This is a genomic window from Streptomyces sp. NPDC025833 (assembly GCF_055558055.1).
In genome coordinates this window covers 106,997-132,198 of sequence record NZ_JBVHNF010000020.1, presented here as the reverse complement: position 1 = coordinate 132,198, position 25,202 = coordinate 106,997, and the positions used below count along the sequence as shown (strand labels likewise).

Sequence of the window (25,202 nt, the reverse complement as noted above, 5' to 3'; positions counted from 1 at the left end):
GCTCGGTGGGTGCCCCCGGCCGGTCGGGCATCAGCTTCCCCGGGGCGTCCGGTCCGGCGCCTGGACCGGTCGGCCCCTGCGCGGCCGGGACCGTGGGTCCGGCCGGGCCCGCGGCGGTGCGCTCGGCCCGCACGGAAAAGCGCCCCGCACGGAGTCGCGGCCCCGCATCGGCGCGCGCGGGGCCGCGGTCCGGCCGGGCCCGCGCACCCCGTACGCGCCGGGCGCGCCGTGTCGTCAGCGGCGGCCGCCCGCCGGGCCGACGCGGTGGTGCCCCGGCGCCCGGCCCTGGACGGCCCGGCCGCGGACGGCCGCGAGGGTGAGGAAGAGGCCGACCAGCCCGGCGGGCACGGTGGCGGCCGTCCACCCGTCCGCGCCGCGCCCCGCGGCCGTCCCGAGGGCCGCCACGGCCACGGCGGCGGCCAGCCCGAGGCCGATCAGGGCGACGACGGCCTTCCGGCCGCGTCCGGTGCCGGGGAGCCGCCGGTCCTGCCCGAGCGCCGCCCAGTCGCGTGCGGCCTCCCGCCCGTCGCGGCGGCGCTGCACGACCGCGCGCACCCGGAGGGCCGCCGTGACGGCGGTGCCGGCCGCCGCCGCGCCGGCGGGCGTCCACCACTCCGCGCGGACGAGGAGCAGTACCGCGACGATCGCGGTCGTGGCCCAGCCGCTGAGGCAGGCCGTGGCGGCTCTGCGCCGGGCGAGCGGCCGGTCGGCTCCCGCGCGCAGGTCGGCGAGCGCCGGCAGGTACCAGACGCACCCGGCCGCGGTCACCGTCGCCGCGCCCAGGGCGAGGACGGGGTGCGCCATCGTCTACCTCGCCGCCTCGTCGAGCGCGGCGATCTCCGGGTGGTGCAGGTCGAACGCCGGGGACTCGCTGCGGATCCGCGGGAGGGAGACGAAGTTGTGGCGCGGCGGCGGGCAGGATGTCGTCCACTCCAGGGAGCGGCCGTAACCCCACGGGTCGTCCACGCCGACCGGCTTGCCGTACTTCGCGGTCCTCCAGACGTTGTAGAAGAACGGCAGGATCGACAGGCCGAGCAGGAACGAGCCGATGGTGGAGACGGTGTTGAGGGCGGTGAAGCCGTCGGCGGCGAGGTAGTCGGCGTAGCGGCGGGGCATGCCCTCGGCGCCCAGCCAGTGCTGGACCAGGAACGTGCTGTGGAAGCCGACCGTGAGCGTCCAGAAGGTGATCTTGCCGAGGCGTTCGTCCAGCAACTTGCCGGTGAACTTGGGCCACCAGAAGTGGAATCCGGCGAACATGGCGTACACGACCGTGCCGAACACCGTGTAGTGGAAGTGCGCGACGACGAAGTACGAGTCCGAGAGGTGGAAGTCCATCGGCGGGGAGGCCAGGATGACACCGGTCAGGCCGCCGAAGAGGAACGTGATCAGGAAGCCGACGGTCCACAGCATCGGTGTCTCGAAGGACAGCGAGCCCTTCCACATGGTGCCGAGCCAGTTGAAGAACTTCACGCCCGTCGGGACCGCGATCAGGAACGTCATGAAGGAGAAGAACGGCAGCAGCACACCGCCGGTGACGTACATGTGGTGCGCCCACACCGTCACGGACAGGCCGGCGATCGCGATCGTCGCACCGATCAGCCCCATGTAACCGAACATCGGCTTGCGGGAGAAGACCGGGACGACCTCCGAGACGATGCCGAAGAACGGCAGCGCCAGGATGTAGACCTCCGGATGGCCGAAGAACCAGAACAGGTGCTGCCACAGCAGCGCGCCGCCGTTCGCGGGGTCGAAGACGTGGGAGCCGAACTTGCGGTCCATCTCCAGCGCGAACAGCGCGGCGGCCAGCACCGGGAACACGATCAGGACGAGTACGGCGGTCAGCAGCACGTTCCAGGTGAAGATCGGCATCCGGAACATCGTCATGCCCGGCGCGCGCATGCAGATGATCGTGGTGATGAAGTTGACCGCGCCGAGGATCGAGCCGAAGCCGGACAGCGCCACGCCCATGATCCACAGGTCGGCGCCCAGGCCCGGCGAGTGGACGGCGTCGGACAGCGGCGCGTACAGGAACCACCCGAAGTCGGCGGCGCCGTCCGGGGTGAGGAAGCCGAAGGCCGCGATCGCCGAGCCGAACAGGAACAGCCAGTAGGCGAGCATGTTCAGCCGCGGGAACGCCACGTCCGGGGCGCCGATCTGCAGCGGCATGATCCAGTTGGCGAACCCGGTGAACAGCGGCATCGCGAACATCAGCAGCATGATCGAGCCGTGCATGGTGAACGCCTGGTTGAACTGCTCGTTCGACATGATCTGCAGGCCTGGCCTGGCCAGCTCCGCGCGCATCAGCAGCGCCAGCACACCGCCGACGACGAAGAAGGCGAAGGCGGTGACGAGGTACATCGTCCCGATCTTCTTGTGGTCGGTGGTCGTCAGCCACTCCGCCCACGACGGCCGCTCGGCCCGTCCGGTCTCTCCTGCGGCCGCGGTGACCGCGACGCTCGGCCGCTCGGTCGCCACCGGGTGTATCTGTGCCTCGTCCACCGGACGGTGCCCTCCTCTTCCGACATGTCGACGACGGCGGAAAGGACCCTGGTGCGGGTGTGGATCCGGGCCTTCCCGGCCGCCGCCCCATGATCGTCCGAGGGGTACCGGGGCCGGATAGGGCCGGACAGCCCCGGGACGGTCCCGGGGCGGGGACCGATGGTCCCTCGTCCCCCGGGGGCGGCGGACGGGGTCAGGACGCCCCGGGCCGGACGAGGACGTTCTCGCCGTGCCGGCCGGAGAAGTGGTCCTGGACGTTGGCCACGGTGGTCCGGGCGATCTGGCCGACGGCGTCCCGGGTGAAGTACGCCTGGTGGGAGGTGACCAGCACGTTGGCGAAGGTCATCAGCCGGGCGAGGCGTTCGTCGGCCATCACCTCCAGGGACTTGTCGAGGAAGAACACACCGGCCTCCTCCTCGTACACGTCGAGGCCGACACCGCTCAGCCGTCCGGCGCGCAGCGTCTCCAGCAGGGCGTCGGTGTCCACCAGGCCGCCCCGGCTGGAGTTGACCAGGATGGCGTCGTCCTTCATCAGGCCGAGGGCCTCGGCGTCGACGAGGTGATGGGTGTCGGGCAGCAGCGGCACGTGCAGGCTGACCAGGTCCGCCTCGGCGAACAGCCGCTCGCGCGGGACGTATTCCATGCCGAGGGCGAGGCACTCGGGGTTCTCGGCGACGTCCCAGCCCAGCAGCCGCATCCCGAACCCGTGGGCGATCCTGGTGAACGCGGTCCCGATCTTGCCGGTGCCCACGACCCCGGCCGTCCGGCCGCGCAGGTCCCGGCCCATCAGCCCGTCGAGGCGGAAGTCGAACTCCCGGGTGCGGTGGGCGGCCCGGACGATACGGCGGTCGACGGCCAGTGCCAGGGTCCAGGCGAACTCGGCGACCGAGTACGGCGAGTAGGAGGAGACCCGGGCGACGGTGAGCCCGTGCTCCCCGGCGGCGGCCAGGTCGATGTTGTTGTAGCCGGTGGACCGCTGGGCGATCAGCCGGGTGCCGCCCCGGGCCAGCACGCTCAGCACACCGGCGTCCAGGGTGTCGTTGACGCTGCTGAGCACGACCTCGTGGCCGGCGGCGGTCGGGGCGGTGTCCCGGTCGAGGAACAGCCCCAGGCAGCGCAGCCCGTGCCGGCCCCCGAACGCCTCGTCGAACGCCTGCCTGAGCAACGGCTCCTCGTCCGCGAGGACGCCGTACGCGACGATCTCCACCTGCTCTCCTTCGGTCGGAGCGGACGGTCACCTCCCCACCGTAGGCGGGGCCGCCGCGGGGAGGAGGGCCGGCGGGCACGGTCCGCGGGGCCGGGTCAGTGGTGCGCGACGACCGCGACGGGGGCGGTGGCGTGGTGCAGGACGGCCTGGGTGACGGTGCCGATGCGGGCGCCCGCGGCCAAGCGGCGGACGCGCCGGCCGACGACGACCAGCGAGGCCTCGCGGGAGGCCTCGACCAGGAGCAGCGAGGGGCTGCCGTAGCGCGACTCCTCGACGACCTCGACGTCCGGGTACTTCCCGCGCCAGGGACGCAGCACCTCGCTCAGGACGAGGGCGTCGCCCGTCGCCGTCTCCCGTTCGGCCGCGGGTTCCAGGGCCATGCCGTAGACGTGGTACGGCGGCGGGTTCCAGGCGTGCACGACCCGCAGGGGCGCGCTGCGGCGGGCGGCGGCCTCGAAGGCGAAGCCGAGCAGCGCCTCGTCGGGGTCGGCGACGTCGAGGCCGAGCAGCACGGGGCGGAACGCCGTTCCCGCGCGGGGGCTGCCCGCCGCGTCCTTCCGGTGCTCGTCCGCACCCTGTTCACCGGCCCGGACGAGGACGACGGGCCGCTCGGTGCGCGCCACGGCCGCGTGGCCGACCGAGCCGACCAGCCAGCCGCGGACGCCGCCCAGGCCGCGCGAGCCGAGGACGAGCATCTCGGCGTCCTCGGCGGCGTCGGCCAGCGCCTCGGCGGGCCGTCCGGTGAGCCGTTCGGTGCTCACCTCGACGCCGGGGTGGCGCAGTCGCAGCTCCTCGGCGGCCTCGCGGGGAACCTGCTCGGTCCAGTGCCGGTGCGTCTCGGCGCCGAGCAGCGGGGCCTGGCCGATGGGCCCCGGGACCGGCTCCCAGACCTGGACCAGCCGCACCGGCAGTCCGCTCGACGACGCCTCGCGGGCCGCCCATCGGGCGGCGGCACGGCTCTCGGGCGAACCGTCGAGACCCACGGTGATGGTGCGGGGCATGTTCTCCTCCTCCTGTCGCACGGCCCTGGAGGGGCCTGACTCCAGGGTGGTGCCGGGGAGTTGCCCGGGACAGGGGCCGCTGGTCCCGCGCGGGGGGACCAGGAGCCCCGGGTCGGCGCCGGCCGGCTCGTGAGAGCGGTGGCCGGCGTGCCGGCTCAGTGGCCTGCCTGCCGCTGCCGGTCCTGGACCTGGGTGGCGATGACCGCGGCCTGGATGCGGCGCTCGACGCCGAGCTTGGCCAGCAGGCGGGAGATGTGGTTCTTCACGGTCTTCTCGGCCAGGTAGAGCCGCTGGCCGATCTGACGGTTGGTCAGCCCCTCGCCGATGAGGGCGAGGATCTCCCGCTCCCGGTCGGTCAGGCCCCGCAACCCGTCGGGCTGCTCCTCCTCCTGCGGGCCGCCCCGCAGGCGGGCCATCAGCTTGGTGGTGGCGCTGGCGTCGAGCAGGGACTGGCCGCGCGCCACGGTGCGCACGGCGGACACCAGGTCCGAACCCTGGATCTGCTTCAGGACGTACCCGGAGGCGCCCGCCATGATCGAGTCCAGCAGGGCCTCCTCGTCGTCGAAGGAGGTCAGCATCAGGCAGGCCAGCTCGGGCATGCGCGAGCGCAGCTCCCGGCACACCGTCACGCCGTCGCCGTCGGGCAGGCGGACGTCGAGCACCGCCACCTGCGGGCGCAGCGCGGGTACGCGCACCAGTGCCTGCTCGACCGTGCCGGCCTCGCCGACGACCTCGATGTCCGGCTCGTCGTCGAGCAGGTCGCGCACCCCGCGCCGTACCACCTCGTGGTCGTCCAGCAGGAAGACCCGTATCGGGGCGTCGGCGCCCGGCTGCTCGCTGTCCGCCATCGAAGTGCTCCCTGGTTCTCGTCGTCCGCCGGTGCCCGCCCGGGGACGGAATCGGTTGTGCCGTACCGGGATCCTCCCCCGTGCCGGGGCCGAAGGGCCAGGGCCGGTCGGCCCTGTCGTCGACCCCAGTCTCCCGCGCCCGGGAAGCCCCCGGCCAGCCGGGGCGGATCGGCCCGCCGGCCCCCCGGTGACCTGGGGCGACAGGGCCGGCCGGCCGTAAGGGGCGGGCGCGGTGGCCGTCGCGCCCGCCGGGAGGGGGCGGGCCGGCCGCCCCGCTCCGGGGCGCGGCCGGGGCGGGCCGCCGCGCCCGGAGAAGGGCCGAACGGCCCTGGCACGCGGAGCGGGCGAACGGCTCCAATGGCGTGATCCGCCTCTTCCGCGTCCCCGGCCGGGAGCCACGGGCGGGCGGCCGCCACGTCCCGGAAGGACGACGGACCCGCGTACCGGCGCACCGGCCGGGGCCCCGGCGACGGGCCGTGCGGCCGGCGGGCCGCCCCGGCCGAGGACACCCGGCAGTGAACCCACGAGAGCGCACGGAAGCCGCCATGACCATCGACACCACCCGGGCCCCCGGAGCCGGGCCACGCCGGAGCATCGAGCTGGACGGCGGCGAGGCCCTGCGCCTGCTGGGCAGCGTGTCCTTCGGCAGGATCGTGTTCACCCGGCACGCCCTGCCGACCATCCGCCCGGTCAACCACGTTCTGGACGGCGGGCACATCGTCATCCGCACCCACGAGGGCGCGGCCCTGACCGCGCGCGCCGGGCAGCCCGGCGGCCAGGGGGTGGTGGTGGCGTACGAGGCCGACGCCATCGATCCGGACACGCACCTCGGCTGGAGCGTGGTGGTCACCGGCTACGCCCACCTGGTGACCGACGCGGCGGAGCTGTCCCGCTACCGGTCCCTGCTCGCTCCCTGGGTGCACCGCGCCATGGACTACGCGGTGCGGGTCCGCCCGGACCTGATCACTGGCGTCCGGCTCGTCCCCGGGGACGGGACCCGCGAGACCTGATCACCGTCCGCGGCCGGCCGTGCCCCCGCGGCACCCGTCCGTCAGGCGATGAGGTTCAGGCCGTACACCGTGCGGCCCCCGGTGAGTTCGCGCCCGGTGACCAGTTCCGGCTCGATGCGCACGAAGACCTCCGCGGGCGAGGGGGCCCAGGAGCCGGGGCCGACCCGTTCCAGGCGTGCCGTCTCGGCGGTGTCCGTCACGATCGCGGCCCGGCCGGTGACGACGACGCTCCACCCGGAGTGCGTGTCCGGGTCGACCGCGTCCGCCTCGAAGGCCACGACGGCGCCGTCGACCGCGCGGGACAGTTCGGACGCCGCCGAGGTGCGCAGCAGCACCGCTCCGTCGGCGTCCAGCGCGAAGTTGACCGGCACGATCGCGGGCAGGGCCCGGCGCGTGTGGACGACCCGGCCGACCGGTGCCGTCGCCAGCAGGCGCAGGCACTCGTCCCGGCCGAGTTCGCGGAAGCCGTCGTTCGCGTACATGAGTCCGTCCGTCCTTCACCTGGGGAGTGCTGCCCATGGTGGTCCCGGCGGCGGCCCCGGCGGGAGGGCCACGGGTCCCGCCCCGGCCGGAGAGCGGCCCGGGGGGCCGCGGCGGCCAGGGGGGGCCGGACGGCCCTCCCGGCGCGCCCTCCGGTCCCGGCCCGGGACCGCCGCGGCAGGGGCACGGCACCGGGGCGGCCGAATCCCGCCGCCACCGGGTCCGGCCGCCCGCCCGGCGCAGGGCCAGCATGAACACCGCCGAACGCGGTTACAGATGACTACAGGTGCACGAGGGTCCGATTCCGCGATCCGTGCGCTGACCCGCTCGGACCCCGGTCAGCGGCGGACCTGCCAGAGTGAGGGGCGAGCCGTGTTCTACCACCTGCTCAAGTACGTGCTGCTGGGGCCCCTGCTCAGACTGGTCTTCCGGCCCCGGATCGAGGGGCTGGAGCACGTGCCCGCGTCGGGGCCGGCCATCGTCGCCGGCAACCACCTGTCCTTCGCGGACCACTTCCTGATGCCGGCGATCCTGAAGCGCCGCATCACCTTCCTCGCGAAGGCGGAGTACTTCACCGGTCCCGGGCTGAAGGGCCGGCTCACCGCGGCCTTCTTCCGCGGCGCCGGCCAGATCCCGGTGGACCGCTCCGGCAAGGAGGCCGGGCAGGCCGCGATCCGCGAGGGCCTCGGGGTGCTGGCCAGGGGCGAGTTGCTCGGCATCTACCCGGAGGGCACGCGCTCGCACGACGGCCGGCTGTACAAGGGCAAGGTCGGCGTGGCCGTGATGGCGCTGACGGCGGGGGTGCCGGTGGTGCCCTGCGCGATGATCGGCACCTTCGAGGCCCAGCCGCCCGGCCGGCTCGTGCCGAGGATCCGCCCGGTGACCATCCGGTTCGGCGAGCCCCTCGACTTCTCCCGGCACGCCGGCATGGAGCACGAGAAGGCCGTGCTGCGGGCGGTCACCGACGAGATCGTCCACGCCGTCATGGGGCTGTCCGGGCAGGAGTACGTCGACGAGTACGCGGCCGTCGTCAAGGAGCGGCGGGCGGCCGGGCAGGGCGGGCGGGAGCGCAGGTTCCCGCGGGCGCCGCTCGGCTGACCTCTGCCGTGGGCAGAAGCGACGCGCCCCGGCCGGCCCGCGTGCCTAGGCTCGCCGCATGAAGAGGGCTGTGGTGATCGGGGCGGGCGGGCAGATCGGCCGCCCGGTGGTGACGGCGCTGGCGCGCGACGGCTGGGCGGTGACGGCCGCGTCGCGGGGCGGCGGCCGGGACCCGGCGTGGGACGAGGGCGTGCGCACGGCCCGGCTGGACCGGGACGACGACGCGGCGCTGGCGGGGACGGTGGGCGACGGCTGCGACCTGCTGGTCGACGTGGTCGCCTACGACGCGGGGCACGGACGGCAGTTGACGGGCCTGGCGGACCGGATCGGCTCGGCCGTGGTGGTCTCCAGCGTGTCGGTGTACGAGGACGGCGACGGGCGGGGGTTCGACACCCAGGACGAGCCGGACGGTTTCCCCGTCTACCCGGTGCCGGTCCCCGAGACACAGCCGACGGTCGCCCCGGGTGACTCGACCTACAGCAGCCGCAAGGCCGCGCTGGAGCGTGAACTCCTCGCGGCGGGCGGCCGGTTGCCGGTGACCGTGCTGCGGGCGGGGGCGGTGCACGGGCCGTACGGCCCGCTGCCGCGCGAGCTGTACTTCGTGCTGCGCAACCTGGACGGGCGGCAGCGGCGGGTGCTGGCGTACCGGGGGGAGAGCCGGTTCCATCCGTCGGGCACCCGGAACATCGCCGAGCTGGTGCGGCTGGCGGCGGCCCGGCCGGGTTCCCGGGTGCTCAACGCCTGTGACGGGCAGGCGCCGACGGCCGCCGGGATCGGCGCGGCGGTCGACGCCGTGATGGGGGTGCGGACCGGCACCGCGTACCTGGACGGACCGCCGGCCGGCTCGGTGGGCCGGACCCCGTGGTCGGTCCCGCTGCCGATGGTGTTCGACATGTCCGCCGCGGAGCGGGAGCTGGGCTACCGGCCGGTCGTGTCGTACGCCGACAGCCTGCCCGAGACGGTGCGGTGGCTCACCGGGGTGCTGCGCGGGCGGGACTGGCGGGCGTGCTTCCCGCTGCTCGCCCGGGTGTACCCGGACCTGTTCGACTACGCGGCGGAGGACGCCTGGCACGCGGGATAGCGAAGGGGCGGCCGGGAGACCCGGCCGCCCCTCGTCAGCACCGCGGTGCGGTCACGGCTTGGGCGTGGCGTGCGGGGTGCAGGTCACGTCCTTGGCGTCCAGCGTGCCGGCGAGCAGGTAGGCGTCGACGCGCTGGTTGATGCACGGGTTGACCAGGCCGGTCACACCGTGGGAGCCCGCGTTCTCCTCGGTGATCAGACGGGAGCCCTTGAAGCGCTTGTGCAGCTCGACGGCGCCCGCGTACGGCGTGGCGGCGTCACGGGTGGACTGCACGATCAGCACCTGCGGCAGGTCCTTGCCGGTCTTGACGTCCACCGGGTTCCGCTGCTTGGCGGGCCAGGTGGCGCACGGCAGGTTCATCCAGGCGTTCGCCCAGGTCATGAACGGGTAGCTCTGGTTGAGCCGGGTGTTGTCCCGGTCCCACTTCTGCCAGCTCGTGGGCCACTTGGCGTCGGCGCACTCGACGGCCGTGTAGACGGCGTTGGAGTTCTCCGAGGCGATGTTGCCCGCGGTGTCCGACAGGTCCGGGGCCGCCGCGTCGACCAGTGCCTGGGTGTCACCGGCGACGTACTTGCTGAACACCGTCGCGACCGGCACCCACGAGGAGTCGTAGTACGGGGCGCTCTGGAAGAAGGAGATCAGCTCGGCCGGGCCGACGACCCCGCCGATGGGGTTCTTCTTCGCGGTGGCGCGCAGCTCCAGCCACTTGGCCTGGACGGCGGCGCGGGTGGTGCCGAGGTGGAAGGCGGCGTCGTTCGCGGCGACCCAGTCCTGCCAGTCCTTCCAGCGGCCCTCGAAGGCGATGTCCTGGTTCAGGTTGGCCTGGTACCAGATGTTCTCGCGCGAGGGGTCCACCACGCTGTCGACGACCATGCGGCGCAGGTGGCCCGGGAAGAGGGTGCCGTAGACGGCGCCCAGGTAGGTGCCGTACGAGACGCCGAGGTAGTTCAGCTTCTTCTCGCCGAGCGCGGCGCGGATGACGTCCAGGTCGCGGGCGGTGTTCGGCGTGGTCATGTGCGGCAGCATCGCGCCGCTGCGCTCACCGCAGCCGTCCGCGTACTCGCGGGCCAGCTTGCGCTGCGCCCGCTTGTCCGCCTCGCTGTCCGGCACCGGGTCGGCCTTCGGGGCCTTGACGAACTCCTGCGGGTCGACACAGGAGATCGGCGCCGAGTGGCCGACGCCGCGCGGGTCGAAGCCGACGAAGTCGTACGCCTTGGCGACCTTCGCCCAGACGACGTTCTTGTTGGTGACGCGGGCGGGGAAGCGCAGGCCGGAGCCGCCGGGACCGCCCGGGTTGTAGATGAGCGCGCCCTGGCGCTCCTGCTCGGTGCCGGTGTTGCCGATGCGGTCCACGGCGATCTTGATCTGCTTGCCGTACGGGTGGGCGTAGTCCACCGGCACGCTGACCCAGCCGCACTGGATGGGCTTGGCCAGCCCCCAGTCGGCCGGGCAGTCCTGCCAGGCGATGCCGGTCTCGGCGGCCCGGGCGGCGGCGATCGCGGCGCCTCTGGCCTCGCGGTCCTGGCCGGGCCGGGACGTGGCCCCGGCCGTGGGCGCCGCCACGGCGCCGGCGACCAGCGTCGCGGTGACGAGCACTCCGGCCGAACCGAGTGTCACCAGACGGTTCTTCGGCTTGTTCTCCCTCAAGTGGGACCCTCCCCCTACCTCGCTGTGCGTCTCAGACGGGGATCCTCTCGGCTGTGAGGCCACTGGGAACAGGGGTCACCACGCAACTTTACCAATCCGATAACCGGATGATCAGGTCTCGCTGAGCGGAGCGGCGGCGCACCACCGCCCGCGGGCCCCCGGTGAGCCTCAGCCGAGGCCGGCCAGCGCCTCGTCCAGGAGCCGCCGCAGCCGCAGCGCGTCCGGGGCGACCGCGCTGACCAGGACGGCCGGACCGGCCAGCGGTACCAGCGCGGCGGTCTCGCCCAGGGCCCGGGCGCCGACCGGCCGCTCCGCGTACTCGGGACGGACGACGACGAGCTGCCCCACCGCGCGGTGCCCCGCCAGGACGGCGGGCCCGTCCCAGCCGCCGGGTGCGCCGGGTCCGCAGGCCAATTCCTGGTCCAGCACGGTCCGGCCCGCGCTCCGCACGGTCAGCCTGCTGGTCAGCCGCCCGGACGGCTCCCCGGCCCGGCCCAGCACCTGCTCCTCGCGCAGCACGAGCCGGGCGCCGGCGCCCGCCTCGACCCGGGTGGAGACGTACAGGTCGCTGTCCCGGACCGAGATCAACTGCTCGGGCAGCCAGTGCAGTTCGGCGCCGTCGGCCACGTCGAGCCGGACGTCGTAGCGGGCCTCGCGCTCCACCTGGCCCGGCAGGGCGATGGTGGCGGCGGCCGACCCGACGTGCAGCCGGGCACCGCTGTCCACCCGCACGTCCACGGTGAAGCGGTCGCCGCCGAGCGGGCCGCTCATCGCGCCCACGAGCACGACCTTCGCCCCGGGCCCGCCGGACCGGGTGCGGCGCGGCGCCAGCGGGCCCTCGCCCTCCAGGACGGGCAGGGCCGTGCCGCCCCGCCCGTCGGCGCGGGCCACGATCCGCGCGCCGGCCCGGACCCCGGTGACGGTCACGCGGTCCACGCGGCGAGCCGCCCGCGCACCCACCCGGCCACGTCGGCGACGCCGCTCTCGCCCCGCAGCGACTGGAACACGACCGGGAGCCCGCCCCGCTGCGCCTTGGCGTCGGCGGCCATCCGCGCGAGGTCGGAGCCGACATGCGGGGCGAGGTCGGTCTTGTTGACGACGAGCAGGTCGGCGGTGGTGACACCGGGGCCGCCCTTGCGCGGGATGTCGTCGCCGCCGGCCACGTCGATGACGAAGATCTGGGCGTCCACGAGCCCCTTGGAGAAGGTCGCGGTCAGGTTGTCGCCGCCGGACTCGACGAGGATCAGGTCCAGCGGGCCGACCGCGTCCTCCAGGTCCTCGACGGCTTCGAGGTTGGCGGAGATGTCGTCGCGGATCGCGGTGTGCGGGCAGGCGCCCGTCTCGACGGCGCTGATCCGCTCGGGCGGCAGCACGGCCTCCCTGAGCAGGAACTCGGCGTCCTCGCGGGTGTAGATGTCGTTCGTGACCACCGCGAGGGACAGCTCGTCGCGCAGCGCCCGGCAGAGCGCGGCGACGGTGGCGGTCTTGCCGGACCCCACGGGCCCGCCGAGCCCGACGCGCAGGGCCCGCCGGGTGCCGTCCGCGCGGTGGGCGTCGGCGCTGACGGCCGCGGGGCCGGTGTGGGTGTGGTCGAGGTGCATGTAGGGCTCCTGGATGAAGAAGGATTCTGGGGCCCCGGCCGGCGGAGCGGGCGGGGCGGGCGTCCGGCTCAGGACGCGAAGAGGCGGACCGGCCAGTCCGCGTGCCACTGCGCGGCGACCTCCAGCAGCGGCCCCGATGCCGCGGGCAGGGCGTCGACGCCCTCGTCCCGCACGCGTCCGGCGGCGGCCACGGCACGCTCCGCCACCCGGTCCAGCTCCGGCGCCAGCCGGGCCAGCACGCCCGTGGCGTCGAAGGGGTCCAGGCTCAGCAGCCGGACGGTGGCCGTCGCCGGCCCGCTGACGCTCTCGTACACCGCGCAGTAGGCGGCGTCCTCGGGGCGCAGGCCGGCCGCCCGGGCGGCGAGCCCGAGCACCACCGGCTGATGGGCGCCCTTGGGGAACTCCCGTGCCAGCGCTTCGAGTTCGGCGGACGGCCAGGCCGCGCGGGCGGCCCGCACCAGTTGCCGGCCCAGGCGCCGCGCGGCGGCCCGCAGCGCCGGGGACGGGGTGCGGGCGTCGGCCGCCGCGTCCAGCTCGACCGGGTCGGCGCCGAGGACGGCCGCCGCGGCGAGCGCCCCCGCGACCAGCCCGGCGGTGTGCAGCCGTCCCCGGCAGAACTCCTCCAGGCCGGCGGCGTCGGTGACGCGGCCCGCCTTGACCGCGGCCTCCGCCCCGCCGGAGTGCGCGTGCCCTCCCGCCGGGAAGCGGCCGTCGGCCAGGACGAGCAGTGCCGCTCGTGTCATCACGCCCGCCCTCAGAAGAGGAAGTAGCGCTGGGCCATGGGCAGTTCGGCGGCGGGGGTGACCTCGGCCAGCTCGCCGTCGATGTGCACGGCGAAGCTGTCGGGGTCGATCCGCACGTCCGGCAGGGCGTCGTTCTCGCGCATGTCCGCCTTGGTGACCGCACGCGTGGACTCGATCGCCGCGAACCGCTTGCCGAGCCCGAGCCGTTCCGGCAGCCCGTCCTCGATCGCCGGGGACGACACGAAGTTGACGGAGTTGGCGGCCGGGGCCCGGCCGATCGCGCCGTACATCGGGCGAGGCAGGATCGGCTGCGGGGTGGGGATGGAGGCGTTGGCGTCGCCCATCTGCGCGTAGGCGATCTGGCCGCCCTTGATCACGAGCAGCGGCTTGACGCCGAAGAACGCGGGCTCCCACAGCACCAGGTCGGCCAGCTTGCCGGTCTCGACGGAGCCGATCTCGGCGGCGAGCCCCTGGGCCAGCGCGGGATTGATCGTGTACTTGGCGACGTAGCGCCGCACCCGGTGGTTGTCCGCGCTGCCGTCGCCGGGCAGCGCCCCCCGCCGGCGCTTCATGACGTGGGCGGTCTGCCAGGTGCGCAGGACGACCTCGCCGACGCGGCCCATGGCCTGGGAGTCGGAGGAGATGATCGAGATCGCGCCGAGGTCGTGGAGGATGTCCTCCGCGCCGATGGTGGAGGGCCGGATCCGGGACTCGGCGAACGCCAGGTCCTCGGGGACGGCCGGGTTCAGGTGGTGGCACACCATCAGCATGTCGAGGTGTTCCTCGGCGGTGTTGACGGTGAACGGCCGGGTCGGGTTGGTGGAGCTGGGCAGGACGTTGGCCTGCGAGACCACGGTCATGATGTCGGGGGCGTGCCCGCCGCCCGCGCCCTCGGTGTGGTACGAGTGGATGCCCCGGCCCGCGATCGCGGCGAGCGTGTCGCCGACGAAGCCCGCCTCGTTCAGGGTGTCCGTGTGGATGGCGACCTGGATGCCGGTCCGGTCGGCGACGGTGAGCGCGGCGTCGATGACGGCCGGGGTGGAGCCCCAGTCCTCGTGCAGCTTGAGCCCGACGGCGCCGCCGCGGATCTGGGAGAGCATCGCCTCGTGGCTGACGGTGTTGCCCTTGCCGAGGAAGCCGACGTTCACCGGGTAGGCCTCCATCGCCTCCAGCATCCGGGCGAGGTGCCAGGGGCCGGGGGTGACGGTGGTGGCCTTGGAGCCCTCGGCGGGGCCGGTGCCGCCGCCGACCAGGGTGGTGATGCCGGAGGCCAGTGCCTCGTCGGCGACCTGGGGGCAGATGAAGTGGACGTGGGCGTCGATGGCGCCCGCGGTCAGGATGCGCCCGTTGCCCGCGATGATCTCCGTCTCGGGGCCGATGACCAGGTCGGGGTGGACGCCGTCCATGGTGTCGGGGTTGCCGGCCTTGCCGAGGGCGGTGATCCGGCCGTCGCGGATGCCGACGTCGGCCTTGACGATGCCCCAGTGGTCGACGACGACGGCGCCGGTGATCACGGTGTCGGGGGTGCCCTCGGCCCGGGTGGCCCGGGACTGGCCCATGGACTCGCGGATGACCTTGCCGCCGCCGAAGACGGCCTCGTCGCCGGAGCCGCCGGGGCCCGCGGAGCGGTCCTCCTCGATCTCGATCAGCAGGTCGGTGTCGGCGAGCCGGATGCGGTCGCCGGCGGTGGGCCCGAACAGGTCGGCGTACGCGCCGCGGGAGATCTCAGGCATCGAGGGCACCTCCGGTCTCGCCGCGCAGGCCGGGCACGATCCGGGCGCCGGTCAGCGGCACGAGTTCGATCTCCACGGGGATGCCGGGCTCGAAGCGCACGGCGGTGCCGGCGGCGACGTTCAGCCGCCTGCCGCGGGCGGCGGCGCGGTCGAACTCCAGGCCGGGGTTGGCTTCGGCGAAGTGGTAGTGGGAACCGACCTGCACGGGGCGGTCGGCGGCGTTCAGTACGGTCAGACGGGTGACCTCGCGACCGGCGTTGAGGGCGACGGGGTCGTCGGCGAAGAGGAACTCTCCGGGAATCATGGTGCGCGCCCTCAGATGATCGGCTCGTGGACGGTGACGAGCTTGGTGCCGTCCGGGAAGGTGGCCTCGACCTGGACGTCGTGGATCATCTCCGACACCCCGTCCATGACGTCGTCCCTGGTCAGGATCTTGCGGCCGGAGGCCATCAGCTCGGCGACGGTACGGCCGTCCCGCGCGCCCTCCAGGATGTGCGACGTGATGAGGGCGACCGCTTCGGGGTGATTGAGCCGGAGCCCGCGGGCCCGTCGTTTCTCCGCGACGTCAGCCGCCACGTGAATGAGCAGCCGCTCTTGTTCGTGCGGGGTCAGTTGCACGTCCCACCTCACAGTTCTCGCTCCGGACCGTGCGGGATCCGGGTGCCGCAGCCACCGCGACGGGGATAGGTGTAACACACAGACAAATCCCCGGTACGACCTCAATCCGGGCAGAAAAACACCTGGTGGCGGTGATCGGCAGACTGGAGCGTGCAAGTTTCAACGACGTTAACCAGAGTTTGGGCGGCGCATGACCCTCCGATGGGCTCCCCCAGAGACGAGCGGCTAGGGGGCGTCCGGCCTGCGGTGCTCCGCGGCGATCCCGAAACGCTGCCGTTCGCGCGGGACTGAACCGCTCTCCCCCCATCCGTGAAACGGAACTGACGACCTGTTCGGCGCATGTCCATGCCCATGACCCGACCGTCCGCCCGCCACGTCCTGCCCGAGTTCACCGAGCGCACGGGGGCCGCCGTGCGCACCCTCGATCCGTACGCGAAGCTCTTCGAGGACCGGATCGTCTTCCTCGGCACCCCGGTCGACGACGCGGCGGCGAGCGATGCGACCGCCCAGCTCATTCCCTGGAACACGCCGCTCCGGACCGGGACATCACGCTGTACGTCAACGCCCCGGGCGGTTCGTTCGACGCCATGACGACGGTCTACGACACGATGCGGTACGTGAGCTGCGACGTGGCGACCTACTGCCTCGGGCAGGCGGCCGGCCCGGCCGCGGTGCTGGTCGCGGCCGGCGCCCCGGGCAAGCGGTTCGCCCTGCCGGGCGCCCGCGTCGTGCTCGCACAGCCGGCCCTGCCGGAACCGGTGCGCGGGCAGCCCGACGACCTCCTCCTCCGGGCCGGGGAACTGTCCCGGATGCGGACGGCGCTGGAGGGGATGCTCTCCCGGCACACGGGGCGCACGGCCGGGCAGGTGCACGAGGACCTGGAGCGCGACCTGATCCTGGACGCCCCCGGGGCCCTCGCGTACGGCCTGGTGGACGGCATCGTGCCCAGCCGCCGGGACACGCCCGGCGCACCGGGCGCGAGGTGAGCCGCCCGTGCTGCCGGAGCTGCCGCCGCTGCCCGCCCTGACCCGGGCCGAGGGCGAGTTGATCGACCGATACCTGGAGGCGGCCGACCTGCTGGGCCGCATCAATCCCGCCCGGCACGGGGACACCTACGGCGGCCTGCGGGCGGCCCAGGCCCTCGTCCGCAAGGCCGCGGAGCTGAGGGACGCGCTGGAACTGATGCACCGGCGGGGCGAGACGGAGCTGGACGGGGGCACGCTGGCACGGGCGCTGCGGGTGCTGGACGGCGACCGCCGGACCGCTCGCGTCGCGCTCCCGCCGGACGGCGGCGGCTGAGGCGGACGCCCGTGCGGCCGGCCCGGACCCCCGCGTCGACACGCGCCGTTCGGACCGGCTGCGAAACGGCCCGAACGACGTACGCCCGACCGGTGTACATCTCGGTCCCCTTCGCGGGCTCCCGAGTTGCGCGGGGCACCGGTCGAGGCCTCGTTCCGGGGCATTTCTTCCCAGGTCCGGGGCCACGTACGGGTTCTGACGGGTGCTCGAACGGAGCAGTGTCCACCCGAAAGGGTGAGTGGTGAGTAACCCCACAAATCCCCGATTCCGTTGGGATTTTCGGACTGTCGTGAGTCAAGATCCGTGTCTGACGACAAGCCCCCGCCACCGCGGCGGGGCGGTCCGGGCGGACGCCGAATCCTGCCGCCGCCCGGATGACCGGTCGACGGAAGTGGATCGGCAGGAGTGGAGGACCCGAGCAAGACGGGTCGCCGGAACGGATGTCCGACTGTTCGCACGGTCGGGCCGACGCTCCGAGCAGCCCTTGGGGTGAAGCCGTGGCAACACGGCCGGGCAACTTCGCCAGCCCGAATCCGACAGGTCATCCTTCACAGGCGGCTGACGAAGGGTTGCGCATGACTGCGCTCAATCGTGTCCCGTCGCTGATGGCCCGGGCCGGCACGGCCTCGGCCCTGACCATCGCCGCCGTGGGCGGCTCGATCGCGGTGCCCGGCCTGGCCGGCGACGCCTCGGCCGCCACCATCGCCTCGAAGGCGCTCAACGTCGCGGCGTCGAAGAAGGGTGCCCCGTACTCGTGGGGGGCCAGCGGGCCGCGCAGGTTCGACTGCTCGGGGCTGACGCTCTACTCGTTCAAGAAGGCGGGCAAGACACTGCCGCGCACCGCCGCCCAGCAGTACAACAGGACCCACCACATCTCCGCCGGCAACCGCAAGGCGGGCGACCTGGTCTTCTTCCACTCGGGCTCCAGCGTCTACCACGTCGGCATCTACGCCGGCCGCGGAAAGATCTGGCACGCGCCCAAGACGGGGGACGTGGTGCGCCTCCAGAAGATCTGGACGAAGAGCGTCTGGTACGGCCGGGTCAGCTGACCCGGCCCCGGCCCGGGGAGCGGCTCCAGCAGCGGGGCCGCGCCCGGGCCGTAGGCGCCGTTCCGGTACCCGCCCGGAGCCCGTGGGCGGCCCGGCACCGGCGCACCCGATCAGCGTGAACGGCGCCGACGACACCGGTGACCGGCGGGGCCCCGGGCCGACCCCATCGGCCCCCGGCCCCGCCGAGGCCCTCCCCGATCCCCCGCACGGCCCCTGGACGGTCCACCGCCCTCACCGGACGGTCCCGGGCCCTGCCCCACCGCCGGCAGCCACACGGGCCGGACACCGCGCGGCACGACGCCGGAGGCCGCCGCGCAATCGCTGCCGCGGGCACGCGGCGCAGCAGCGGCCCCTGAGCCCTGCGGGGCCCGGCCGGGCCCATCGGCCCGCAGGCCCTCCCGGCGCCCTCCCCGAGCCCCTGGACGGGCGAGCGGCCCCAGGCCCCACCCCATCGCCGGCAGCCGCGGGAAGCCCGGACACCGCGCGGCACGACGCCCAAGGCCGTCAGCCCGGACAGGGCGCCCCTGCCGAGCCCTCGCGCGACGCCGACGAGACGGGCCCGGCCGGCCCGGTGGGCGACGGACGCCGGCGCCCTGCGGCCCAGGCCCGCGCGAGCCGGTCGGCCACGCCTCACCCGCTCCGCCCGGGCCCCCGCCGCCCCGCCCGGGAGGCCGCCGCGAGCATCATCACCGGTTCATGACGTGGTCCATCGCCCGAGCGAACCTCACGTGCGCCACCCGGCCCCTCGCCCCGGCCCCCGCCGTGCCCTTCACGGTTTCCGCGGCCGTCCCGCCGGGACCGGCGCGGCCGGGATGGTCCAGGGGAGTTCGATCGAGACGGTCTTGCCGCCCTCCCGGGTGGGGCGGATGCGGAGCCTGCCGCCCCACTCCGCGGTCAGGCAGCGGATGATGACCATGCCGCGGCCGTTGTCCTGCTGGACGGCCGCCGGAAGTCTCTTCGGGAACCGGGGATGGCTGTCCGTGACACCGATGCGCAGGTGCGCGTCCTGGTGCAGCGCGATGTCGACCGTGAAGGTGGGGGACTGGCCCAGGGTGTGCTGCACGGCGTTGGTGGCGAGTTCGGAGACGATGAGCCGGACGGTGTCGGCCACGTCGGTGTCCGCCGCCAGGCCCCACTCCACGAGGGTGCCCACGACGTAGGAACGGGCGGCGGAGACCGAGGCGGGATCGCTCGGCAGAGTAACGGATGCTTCCAGATGATCTGCCATGGCGACGTCGTCCCTTTCCCACGGGACCGCGGTCCGACATACGGCGGAGAGTTCGAGTACGGTCCCGGACTGGTGCTTGCCCGTCAGACTGCCATCACCGGCCCGGTCACGGGGGTGATCCACCTGGATATGCATATATCTGTCGCTCGAAGCGGTGAACTGTGCGCCGTGAAACCGTATTTGGGCGGCCCGGAAGGAGTAAGGAGAAACCCATGCAGAACGGTCCGGCGGTGCGCCGTCGCAAACTGGGCGCCGAACTGCGCACGCTGCGTACCGGCGCCGGGATCACGAGCGGTGAGGCGGCCCGGCTGGTCGGCTGGCACCAGTCGAAGGTGAGCCGGATCGAGACGGGAGCCAGCGGTGTGAAACCGGCCGATCTCAGATTACTGCTCGACGCCTACGAGGTGCGGGACGGGCACCTGCGCGAGTTGCTGCTGATGCTGGCGGGGTCGGACGACACGGGCGGCCGGCACCGCTGGTGGCACGCCTACCGCGGGGTACTGCCTCCCACGTACCGCGACTTCATCAGCCTGGAGTCGCAGGCCCGCGCGATGCGCACGCTGGAGACCACGGTCGTGCCCGGCCTGCTCCAGACCCCCGAGTACGCCCGCGCGGTGACCCGGGCGGCCGTCAACGACCTGGACGAGGACCGCCTGGACACGCTGGTGGAGGTGCGCCTGGCCAGGCAGGACGTGCTGCGTTCGGACCCGCCCCTGGCGCTGAGCGCGGTACTGGACGAGGCGGTGCTGCGCCGCGGGGTCGGCGGCCCCGAGGTGATGGCCCGCCAGTTGGAACGGCTGATCGAGGCGGCCCGCCTGCCCCAGGTTCGGCTCCAGGTCCTCCCGTTCTCGGCGGGCGCACATGTCGGCCTTACCGGGCCTTTCGTTATCTTCTCTTTTCCGAGCACTTCTGATCTGGATGTAGTTGTTCTCGACCAGTTGACGAGTAGCCTCTACCTGGAACGGAAAGAAGACCTCGTGGCCTACTCCGAGGCCTTCAGCACTCTCCAGTTCCACGCCCTTTCCCCCGAGGAATCGTTGGACTACATCGCCGGGATAGGTGACGGCGCGTAAGGAGGCACCAATGACAGCTCTGCCTCGGAATGTTCCCGCCAGTACCGATCTGCTCGCCGTGCGGTGGCTGCGCAGCAGCCACAGCACGGGAGCCAACAACTGCGTGGAGACGGCCCGGCCGCGCTCCGGCCCCGCGGCCGGACTGCTCGCCGTGCGCGACTCGAAGAATCCGGCCGGACCCGCGCTGCTCTTCTCCCCCGCCGGCTGGGCCGGCTTCATCTCCGCCCTCTGAACCGCGCCCGACCGCACTCCGCACAACACAACAGTCCGCACCACAGTTCGCAGCGCAATTCGATCAGGAACGATCAGATCTGTTGCGTACTCGTGCGACGCACGGCCGTGTCACGCCGACTCATGGCCGCGTCTCGCCGATGACCCGTACAGCGCGTTCGATCTCGGCCCCGGTGAGGTCCGCCCGGGCCGTCAGCCTCAGCCGTGAGATGCCGTCGGGCACGGAAGGAGGACGGAAGCAGCCCACGAGCAGGCCCGCCGTCCGGCAGTCGGCCGCCCAGCGCACCGCCTGCTCCGGGGAGGGGGCCCGTACGGAGACCACCGCGGCGTCGGGGCGTACCGCCTCCAGACCCGCGGTGGTCAGCCGTGCGTGCAGGTCCGCGGCCACCGCGCGGGCCCGCGCGGCCCGTTCGGGCTCGCGCCGCAGCAGCCGCAGCGCCGCCAGCGCGGCACCGGCCGCCGCGGGGGCCAGACCGGTGTCGAAGATGAACGTCCGGGCCGTGTTGACCAGGTGGTCGATCACCCGGGCCGGGCCGAGCACCACCCCGCCCTGACTGCCCAGCGACTTGGACAGGGTGGCCGTGACCACCACGTCCGCGGCGCCCGCGAGCCCGGCCGCGTGCGGCGCTCCCCGGCCGCCGTCGCCCAGTACGCCGAGCCCGTGCGCGTCGTCCACCACCAGCCCCGCGCCGTGCTCCCGGCACGCCGCGGCCAGCGCGGCCAGCGGCGCCCGGTCCCCGTCGACCGAGAACACCGTGTCGGAGACGACGACGGCCGTCCCCTCGTGGCCGCCGAGGGCCTTGCGCACGGCCTCCGGGTCGGCGTGCGCGACGACCTGCGTCCCGCCCCGGGCGAGCCGGCAGCCGTCGATGAGCGAGGCGTGGTTGCCCGCGTCGGAGACGATCAGCGAGCCGTGCGGGCCGAGCGCGGTGACCGCGGCCAGGTTGGCGGCGTACCCGGAGGAGAACACCAGGGCCGCCTCGAACCCGCAGAAGTCCGCCAGTTCCCGCTCCAGTTCGCCGTGCAGGCCGGTGGTGCCGGTGACCAGCCGGGAGCCGGTGGCGCCGGCGCCCCAGGTCCGGGCGGCCCCGGCCGCCGCCCCGGTGACCTCGGGGTGGCGGGCCAGCCCCAGGTAGTCGTTGCTCGCCAGGTCCAGCAGCGGGGAGTCGGCGGGGCGCGGACGCAGGGTGCGCACGAGTCCGGCGCGGCGGCGCGCCCCGGCCTGCTCCTCGATCCAGCCGAACGCCATGGGTCCTCCGGTGCTTTTGTAGGTAGCGGACAGACCCTAGCGGTACGGCCCACCACCCAGGGTGTGGCAATACCCACACGGTGAACCGTCCGCGTTGTGTGAAGTCTCCTTGGCCCGAGGCGGTCCCGTAGGCCAGGATCAGACCTCATGGACCTGCTGAACACGCTGGTGGACAAGGGGCTTCGGCGCGAGCTGCCGACCCGCGAGGAAGCGCTCGCCGTGCTGGCCACCGCCGATGACGACCTGCTCGACGTGGTGGCCGCGGCCGGAAGGGTGCGCAGGCACTGGTTCGGCCGCCGGGTCAAACTCAACTACCTGGTCAACCTCAAGTCCGGTCTGTGCCCCGAGGACTGCTCCTACTGCTCCCAGCGGCTCGGCTCCAAGGCCGACATCCTGAAGTACACCTGGCTCAAGCCGGAGGAGGCGTCCGAGGCCGCCGCCGCGGGCCTCGCGGGCGGCGCCAAGCGGGTCTGCCTGGTGGCCAGCGGACGCGGTCCGACGGACCGGGACGTGGACCGGGTCTCGCAGACCATCAAGGCGATCAAGGACCAGAACGAGGGCGTCGAGGTGTGCGCCTGCCTCGGCCTGCTCTCCGACGGCCAGGCCGAGCGGCTGCGCGCGGCCGGGGCCGACGCCTACAACCACAACCTCAACACCTCCGAGTCCACCTACGGGGACATCACCACCACCCACACGTACGCCGACCGGGTGGACACGGTGCACAAGGCGCACGCGGCGGGCCTGTCCGCCTGCTCGGGTCTCATCGCGGGCATGGGCGAGACCGACGAGGACCTCGTCGACGTGGTGTTCTCGCTGCGCGAGCTGGACCCCGACTCGGTGCCGGTGAACTTCCTCATCCCGTTCGAGGGCACCCCGCTGGCCAAGGAGTGGAACCTCTCCCCGCAGCGCTGCCTGCGGATCCTGGCGATGGTCCGGTTCGTCTGCCCGGACGTGGAGGTCCGCATCGCGGGCGGCCGCGAGGTCCATCTGCGCTCGATGCAGCCGCTGGCGCTGCACCTGGCCAACTCCATCTTCCTCGGCGACTACCTGACCAGTGAGGGCCAGGCGGGCCGGGCCGACCTGGAGATGATCGCCGACGCGGGCTTCGAGGTGGAGGGCACGGAGCAGGTCACGCTGCCGGAGCACCGGGCGGCCGGGGGCGGCTGCGGCTCGCACGCGGAGGCGGGCTGCGGCTCACAGGCGGAGGCGGGCTGCGGCTCGCACGCCGGGACCGGGTGCGGCTCGCACGAGGGCGGCGGAGTCCGTGGTACGGCGGACGTGCCCGCCGCGGCCGGTGAGCCGCGCACCGACCTGGTCGCCGTACGCCGCCGGGGCGCCGGAACGGATCTCGCGCCCAATGCCTGATCTCGGGGTGCCTGAGCTGCTGGAACTGGACCGGCGGCACGTGTGGCACCCGTACGGCCCGATGCCCGGGCGCGCGGAACCGCTCGTCGTGGAGGCGGCGAGCGGGGTCCGGCTGCGGCTGGCCGACGGCTCCGGGGAACTCGTCGACGGCATGTCGTCGTGGTGGTCGGCCATCCACGGCTACAACCACCCGGTCCTGAACGAGGCCGCGCGCGGGCAACTGGGCCGGATGAGCCACGTGATGTTCGGCGGCCTCACGCACGAGCCCGCCGTCCGGCTCGCGAAGCTGCTCGCGGACATCTCACCGGAGGGTCTGGAGCACGTCTTCCTGGCCGACTCCGGGTCGGTGTCCGTCGAGGTCGCGGTGAAGATGTGCCTCCAGTACTGGCGCTCGCTCGGCCGGCCGGACAAGCGGCGGCTGCTGACCTGGCGCGGCGGCTACCACGGGGACACCTGGCAGCCGATGTCGGTGTGCGACCCCGAGGGCGGGATGCACGAACTGTGGTCCGGCGTACTGCCGCGCCAGGTGTTCGCGAAGGCCCCGCCCGCCGGGTACGAGGAGTCGTACGCGGAGCACCTGCGCGAGCTGGTCGGGCGGCACGCGGACGAACTGGCCGCGGTGATCGTGGAGCCGGTGGTGCAGGGAGCCGGCGGGATGCGCTTCCACTCCCCCGCCTACCTGCGGGTGCTGCGCGAGGCGTGCGACGCGCACGACGTGCTGCTGGTGTTCGACGAGATCGCCACCGGGTTCGGCCGCACCGGCGAGCTGTTCGCGGCCGGCCACGCGGGTGTCACCCCGGACGTCATGTGCGTGGGCAAGGCGCTGACCGGCGGCTACCTCACGATGGCGGCCACCTTGTGCACCGCCCGGATCGCCGACGGCATCTCGCGGGGCGAGGTGCCGGTGCTCGCGCACGGCCCGACGTTCATGGGCAACCCGCTGGCGGCGGCCGTGGCCTGCGCCTCCGTCGAACTGCTGCTGGGCCAGGACTGGCGGTCCGAGGTCCGCCGGATCGAGACGGGTCTGCGCGAGGGCCTGGCCGCGGCGTCCGGCGTCCCCGGGGTGCGGGACGTGCGGGTGCTCGGGGCCATCGGCGTCGTCCAGCTCGACCACCCGGTCGACATGCGGGCGGCCACCGACGCCGCCGTGCGGGCGGGCGTGTGGCTGCGCCCGTTCCGCGACCTGATCTACACGATGCCGCCGTACGTCACCTCGGACGAGGACGTGGCACTGATCGCGCGCGCGGTGTGCGCCGCGGCACGGGAGGGATGAGATGCCGGTACTGGTGATCACGGGGACGGGCACGGAGGTCGGCAAGACGGTGGCCACCGCCGCCGTCGCCGCCGCGGCGCTCGCCGCCGGGCGTTCGGTGGCCGTGCTCAAGGCCGCCCAGACGGGCGTGCTGCCGGACGAGCGCGGGGACGCGGACGAGGTCGCGTGGCTCGCGGGCCCCGTCACGACCGACGAGGTCGCGCGCTACCCCGAGCCGCTGGCCCCGGGTACGGCGGCCCGCCGGGCCGCTCTGGCCCCGGTACGCCCGCGGGAGGTGGCCGAGCGGACCGCCAAGCTCGCCACCGAGCACGATCTGGTGCTGGTCGAGGGGGCGGGCGGGCTGCTCGTCCGGTTCGACGCGGACGGCGGGACCCTGGCCGACGCGGCCGGGCTGCTGGACGCGCCGGTGCTGATCGTCGCCCAGGCCGGGCTCGGCACCCTCAACACCACAGAGCTGACGGCCCGCGAGCTGCGGCGCCGGGGGCTGGAGCCGGCCGGTGTGGTGATCGGCAGCTGGCCCGGCGAACCCGATCTGGCCGCCCGCTGCAACGTGGCGGACCTGCCCGAGGTCGCCGGCGCCCCGCTGCTCGGCGCCCTGCCCGCCGGGGCCGGGGCCCTGCCGCCGGCCGTCTTCCGCACGGCGGCACCGGGCTGGCTCGCCCCGCGGCTGGACGGCACCTGGGACGCGGAGGCGTTCCGGCTGCGCGAGGCCCCGTGACCCCGTCCGCGTGACCCCGCCCGCGCGGGGGACGCACCCGGGGCGGGGCCGACGCGACCCCGCCCCGCCCGGCGCTCCGGACGCACGGAACGCCGTGACACCGCCCGCACGGCCCGTACTCCCGGACGGCCGGCCACACCCGGATGGGGTG

At 74.0% G+C, this 25,202-nt stretch carries 25 protein-coding genes, 1 pseudogene and 1 riboswitch; of the genes and pseudogenes, 11 read left to right on the top strand and 15 right to left on the bottom strand.

Features of this window, described 5'->3' with window-relative positions; translation table 11 throughout:
- Nucleotides 1-234 precede the first annotated feature (234 nt).
- The 5 genes from ACZ4K2_RS31100 to ACZ4K2_RS31080 all read right to left on the bottom strand — a co-directional run bounded on the left by ACZ4K2_RS31100 (nt 235) and on the right by ACZ4K2_RS31080 (nt 5,555).
- Nucleotides 235-804 carry a hypothetical protein gene (locus ACZ4K2_RS31100; protein ID WP_467478598.1) on the bottom strand — a complete coding sequence of 190 codons (570 nt, stop codon included), beginning with the start codon at nt 802-804 and terminating at the stop codon, nt 235-237.
- A gap of 3 nt (nt 805-807) precedes the next feature.
- Nucleotides 808-2,499: an aa3-type cytochrome oxidase subunit I gene (ctaD, locus tag ACZ4K2_RS31095; RefSeq protein WP_467478601.1), complete on the bottom strand. Its 1,692-nt coding sequence runs from the start codon at nt 2,497-2,499 to the stop codon at nt 808-810.
- 193 nt (nt 2,500-2,692) lie between these two features.
- Nucleotides 2,693-3,706 carry a 2-hydroxyacid dehydrogenase gene (locus ACZ4K2_RS31090; RefSeq protein ID WP_467478603.1) on the bottom strand — a complete coding sequence of 338 codons (1,014 nt, stop codon included), beginning with the start codon at nt 3,704-3,706 and terminating at the stop codon, nt 2,693-2,695.
- A gap of 95 nt (nt 3,707-3,801) precedes the next feature.
- Nucleotides 3,802-4,707, bottom strand: coding sequence for a universal stress protein (locus ACZ4K2_RS31085; protein WP_467478605.1), 906 nt, complete (start codon nt 4,705-4,707; stop codon nt 3,802-3,804).
- A gap of 155 nt (nt 4,708-4,862) precedes the next feature.
- The gene (locus ACZ4K2_RS31080) at nt 4,863-5,555 is read right to left on the bottom strand and encodes a response regulator (RefSeq protein ID WP_467478607.1); all 693 of its coding nucleotides are present in this window, start codon (nt 5,553-5,555) and stop codon (nt 4,863-4,865) included.
- A gap of 545 nt (nt 5,556-6,100) precedes the next feature.
- On the opposite strand from ACZ4K2_RS31080, the gene ACZ4K2_RS31075 reads away from it, so the two are divergent.
- Nucleotides 6,101-6,565, top strand: coding sequence for a pyridoxamine 5'-phosphate oxidase family protein (locus tag ACZ4K2_RS31075; RefSeq protein WP_467478609.1), 465 nt, complete (start codon nt 6,101-6,103; stop codon nt 6,563-6,565).
- Nucleotides 6,566-6,606: 41 nt separating this feature from the next.
- Here ACZ4K2_RS31075 and ACZ4K2_RS31070 read toward each other — a convergent pair whose 3' ends face one another.
- A complete protein-coding gene (locus ACZ4K2_RS31070) occupies nt 6,607-7,047 on the bottom strand; it encodes a pyridoxamine 5'-phosphate oxidase family protein (RefSeq protein ID WP_467478610.1) in 441 nt (146 codons plus the stop codon).
- A gap of 370 nt (nt 7,048-7,417) precedes the next feature.
- Here ACZ4K2_RS31070 and ACZ4K2_RS31065 point away from each other — a divergent pair, with 370 nt between their 5' ends.
- Together ACZ4K2_RS31065 and ACZ4K2_RS31060 are read left to right on the top strand one after the other, a co-directional pair.
- Nucleotides 7,418-8,143 carry a lysophospholipid acyltransferase family protein gene (locus tag ACZ4K2_RS31065; protein WP_467478612.1) on the top strand — a complete coding sequence of 242 codons (726 nt, stop codon included), beginning with the start codon at nt 7,418-7,420 and terminating at the stop codon, nt 8,141-8,143.
- A gap of 70 nt (nt 8,144-8,213) precedes the next feature.
- Nucleotides 8,214-9,224: an NAD-dependent epimerase/dehydratase family protein gene (locus ACZ4K2_RS31060; RefSeq protein WP_467478819.1), complete on the top strand. Its 1,011-nt coding sequence runs from the start codon at nt 8,214-8,216 to the stop codon at nt 9,222-9,224.
- A 51-nt stretch (nt 9,225-9,275) separates the two neighbouring features.
- Here ACZ4K2_RS31060 and ACZ4K2_RS31055 read toward each other — a convergent pair whose 3' ends face one another.
- The 7 genes from ACZ4K2_RS31055 to ACZ4K2_RS31025 form a co-directional block, all read right to left on the bottom strand.
- Nucleotides 9,276-10,871 (bottom strand): alpha/beta hydrolase, encoded by a 1,596-nt coding sequence (locus tag ACZ4K2_RS31055; RefSeq protein WP_467478614.1) that lies wholly within the window; start codon nt 10,869-10,871, stop codon nt 9,276-9,278.
- A 168-nt stretch (nt 10,872-11,039) separates the two neighbouring features.
- Entirely contained in the window at nt 11,040-11,807 is a 768-nt protein-coding gene (locus tag ACZ4K2_RS31050) for an urease accessory protein UreD (RefSeq protein WP_467478615.1), read from the bottom strand.
- Nucleotides 11,795-12,472: an urease accessory protein UreG gene (ureG, locus tag ACZ4K2_RS31045; RefSeq protein WP_467478617.1), complete on the bottom strand. Its 678-nt coding sequence runs from the start codon at nt 12,470-12,472 to the stop codon at nt 11,795-11,797. Before ureG ends, ACZ4K2_RS31050 begins: the two co-directional genes overlap by 13 nt.
- Nucleotides 12,473-12,540: 68 nt before the next feature.
- The gene (locus ACZ4K2_RS31040) at nt 12,541-13,215 is read right to left on the bottom strand and encodes an urease accessory protein UreF (RefSeq protein WP_467478619.1); all 675 of its coding nucleotides are present in this window, start codon (nt 13,213-13,215) and stop codon (nt 12,541-12,543) included.
- 11 nt (nt 13,216-13,226) lie between these two features.
- Nucleotides 13,227-14,948, bottom strand: a complete 1,722-nt coding sequence (locus tag ACZ4K2_RS31035; protein WP_467478621.1) for an urease subunit alpha — start codon at nt 14,946-14,948, stop codon at nt 13,227-13,229.
- Nucleotides 14,941-15,252, bottom strand: coding sequence for an urease subunit beta (locus ACZ4K2_RS31030; RefSeq protein ID WP_467478623.1), 312 nt, complete (start codon nt 15,250-15,252; stop codon nt 14,941-14,943). The genes ACZ4K2_RS31035 and ACZ4K2_RS31030 overlap by 8 nt, the downstream gene beginning before the upstream one ends.
- Before the next feature lie 11 nt (nt 15,253-15,263).
- Complete coding sequence (locus ACZ4K2_RS31025; protein WP_467478625.1) at nt 15,264-15,566, bottom strand: urease subunit gamma; 303 nt, start codon at nt 15,564-15,566, stop codon at nt 15,264-15,266.
- A gap of 351 nt (nt 15,567-15,917) precedes the next feature.
- On the opposite strand from ACZ4K2_RS31025, the pseudogene ACZ4K2_RS31020 reads away from it, so the two are divergent.
- The 3 genes and pseudogenes from ACZ4K2_RS31020 to ACZ4K2_RS31010 all read left to right on the top strand — a co-directional run bounded on the left by ACZ4K2_RS31020 (nt 15,918) and on the right by ACZ4K2_RS31010 (nt 17,914).
- Nucleotides 15,918-16,552, top strand: a pseudogene (locus ACZ4K2_RS31020) (ATP-dependent Clp protease proteolytic subunit).
- Between the two features lie 7 nt (nt 16,553-16,559).
- Nucleotides 16,560-16,865: a hypothetical protein gene (locus ACZ4K2_RS31015; protein ID WP_467478627.1), complete on the top strand. Its 306-nt coding sequence runs from the start codon at nt 16,560-16,562 to the stop codon at nt 16,863-16,865.
- 351 nt (nt 16,866-17,216) lie between these two features.
- Nucleotides 17,217-17,436: riboswitch (cyclic di-AMP (ydaO/yuaA leader) on the top strand.
- 4 nt (nt 17,437-17,440) lie between these two features.
- The gene (locus ACZ4K2_RS31010) at nt 17,441-17,914 is read left to right on the top strand and encodes a C40 family peptidase (RefSeq protein ID WP_467478629.1); all 474 of its coding nucleotides are present in this window, start codon (nt 17,441-17,443) and stop codon (nt 17,912-17,914) included.
- Between the two features lie 769 nt (nt 17,915-18,683).
- Here the strand turns inward: ACZ4K2_RS31010 and ACZ4K2_RS31005 are convergent.
- A complete protein-coding gene (locus ACZ4K2_RS31005; protein WP_467478631.1) occupies nt 18,684-19,142 on the bottom strand; it encodes an ATP-binding protein in 459 nt (152 codons plus the stop codon).
- Nucleotides 19,143-19,354: 212 nt separating this feature from the next.
- Here ACZ4K2_RS31005 and ACZ4K2_RS31000 point away from each other — a divergent pair, with 212 nt between their 5' ends.
- A complete protein-coding gene (locus ACZ4K2_RS31000) occupies nt 19,355-20,215 on the top strand; it encodes a helix-turn-helix domain-containing protein (protein WP_467478633.1) in 861 nt (286 codons plus the stop codon).
- A 10-nt stretch (nt 20,216-20,225) separates the two neighbouring features.
- A complete protein-coding gene (locus ACZ4K2_RS30995) occupies nt 20,226-20,447 on the top strand; it encodes a DUF397 domain-containing protein (protein ID WP_467478635.1) in 222 nt (73 codons plus the stop codon).
- Nucleotides 20,448-20,567: 120 nt separating this feature from the next.
- Here ACZ4K2_RS30995 and ACZ4K2_RS30990 read toward each other — a convergent pair whose 3' ends face one another.
- Nucleotides 20,568-21,695 (bottom strand): 8-amino-7-oxononanoate synthase, encoded by a 1,128-nt coding sequence (locus ACZ4K2_RS30990; RefSeq protein WP_467478637.1) that lies wholly within the window; start codon nt 21,693-21,695, stop codon nt 20,568-20,570.
- Nucleotides 21,696-21,842: 147 nt separating this feature from the next.
- Here ACZ4K2_RS30990 and bioB point away from each other — a divergent pair, with 147 nt between their 5' ends.
- Genes bioB through bioD form a run of 3 tightly spaced genes read left to right on the top strand, consistent with a single transcriptional unit; the run spans nt 21,843 to nt 25,051 of the window.
- Complete coding sequence (gene bioB / locus ACZ4K2_RS30985) at nt 21,843-23,060, top strand: biotin synthase BioB (protein ID WP_467478639.1); 1,218 nt, start codon at nt 21,843-21,845, stop codon at nt 23,058-23,060.
- Entirely contained in the window at nt 23,053-24,333 is a 1,281-nt protein-coding gene (locus tag ACZ4K2_RS30980) for an adenosylmethionine--8-amino-7-oxononanoate transaminase (RefSeq protein WP_467478640.1), read from the top strand. Before bioB ends, ACZ4K2_RS30980 begins: the two co-directional genes overlap by 8 nt.
- Nucleotide 24,334: 1 nt before the next feature.
- A complete protein-coding gene (gene bioD / locus ACZ4K2_RS30975; protein ID WP_467478642.1) occupies nt 24,335-25,051 on the top strand; it encodes a dethiobiotin synthase in 717 nt (238 codons plus the stop codon).
- Nucleotides 25,052-25,202: the final 151 nt, after the last annotated feature.

Coding starts and splice junctions, on each gene's coding strand:
- ACZ4K2_RS31035 (WP_467478621.1), bottom strand. CDS start 14,948: ATGCCTGAGATCTCCCGCGGCGCGTACGCCGACCTGTTCGGGCCCACC.
- ACZ4K2_RS31080 (WP_467478607.1), bottom strand. CDS start 5,555: ATGGCGGACAGCGAGCAGCCGGGCGCCGACGCCCCGATACGGGTCTTC.
- ACZ4K2_RS31085 (WP_467478605.1), bottom strand. CDS start 4,707: ATGCCCCGCACCATCACCGTGGGTCTCGACGGTTCGCCCGAGAGCCGT.
- ACZ4K2_RS30980 (WP_467478640.1), top strand. CDS start 23,053: ATGCCTGATCTCGGGGTGCCTGAGCTGCTGGAACTGGACCGGCGGCAC.
- ACZ4K2_RS31005 (WP_467478631.1), bottom strand. CDS start 19,142: ATGGCAGATCATCTGGAAGCATCCGTTACTCTGCCGAGCGATCCCGCC.
- ACZ4K2_RS30990 (WP_467478637.1), bottom strand. CDS start 21,695: ATGGCGTTCGGCTGGATCGAGGAGCAGGCCGGGGCGCGCCGCCGCGCC.
- bioB (WP_467478639.1), top strand. CDS start 21,843: ATGGACCTGCTGAACACGCTGGTGGACAAGGGGCTTCGGCGCGAGCTG.
- ACZ4K2_RS31075 (WP_467478609.1), top strand. CDS start 6,101: ATGACCATCGACACCACCCGGGCCCCCGGAGCCGGGCCACGCCGGAGC.
- ACZ4K2_RS31030 (WP_467478623.1), bottom strand. CDS start 15,252: ATGATTCCCGGAGAGTTCCTCTTCGCCGACGACCCCGTCGCCCTCAAC.
- bioD (WP_467478642.1), top strand. CDS start 24,335: ATGCCGGTACTGGTGATCACGGGGACGGGCACGGAGGTCGGCAAGACG.
- ACZ4K2_RS31000 (WP_467478633.1), top strand. CDS start 19,355: ATGCAGAACGGTCCGGCGGTGCGCCGTCGCAAACTGGGCGCCGAACTG.
- ACZ4K2_RS31070 (WP_467478610.1), bottom strand. CDS start 7,047: ATGTACGCGAACGACGGCTTCCGCGAACTCGGCCGGGACGAGTGCCTG.
- ACZ4K2_RS31100 (WP_467478598.1), bottom strand. CDS start 804: ATGGCGCACCCCGTCCTCGCCCTGGGCGCGGCGACGGTGACCGCGGCC.
- ACZ4K2_RS31010 (WP_467478629.1), top strand. CDS start 17,441: ATGACTGCGCTCAATCGTGTCCCGTCGCTGATGGCCCGGGCCGGCACG.
- ACZ4K2_RS30995 (WP_467478635.1), top strand. CDS start 20,226: ATGACAGCTCTGCCTCGGAATGTTCCCGCCAGTACCGATCTGCTCGCC.
- ureG (WP_467478617.1), bottom strand. CDS start 12,472: ATGCACCTCGACCACACCCACACCGGCCCCGCGGCCGTCAGCGCCGAC.
- ACZ4K2_RS31040 (WP_467478619.1), bottom strand. CDS start 13,215: ATGACACGAGCGGCACTGCTCGTCCTGGCCGACGGCCGCTTCCCGGCG.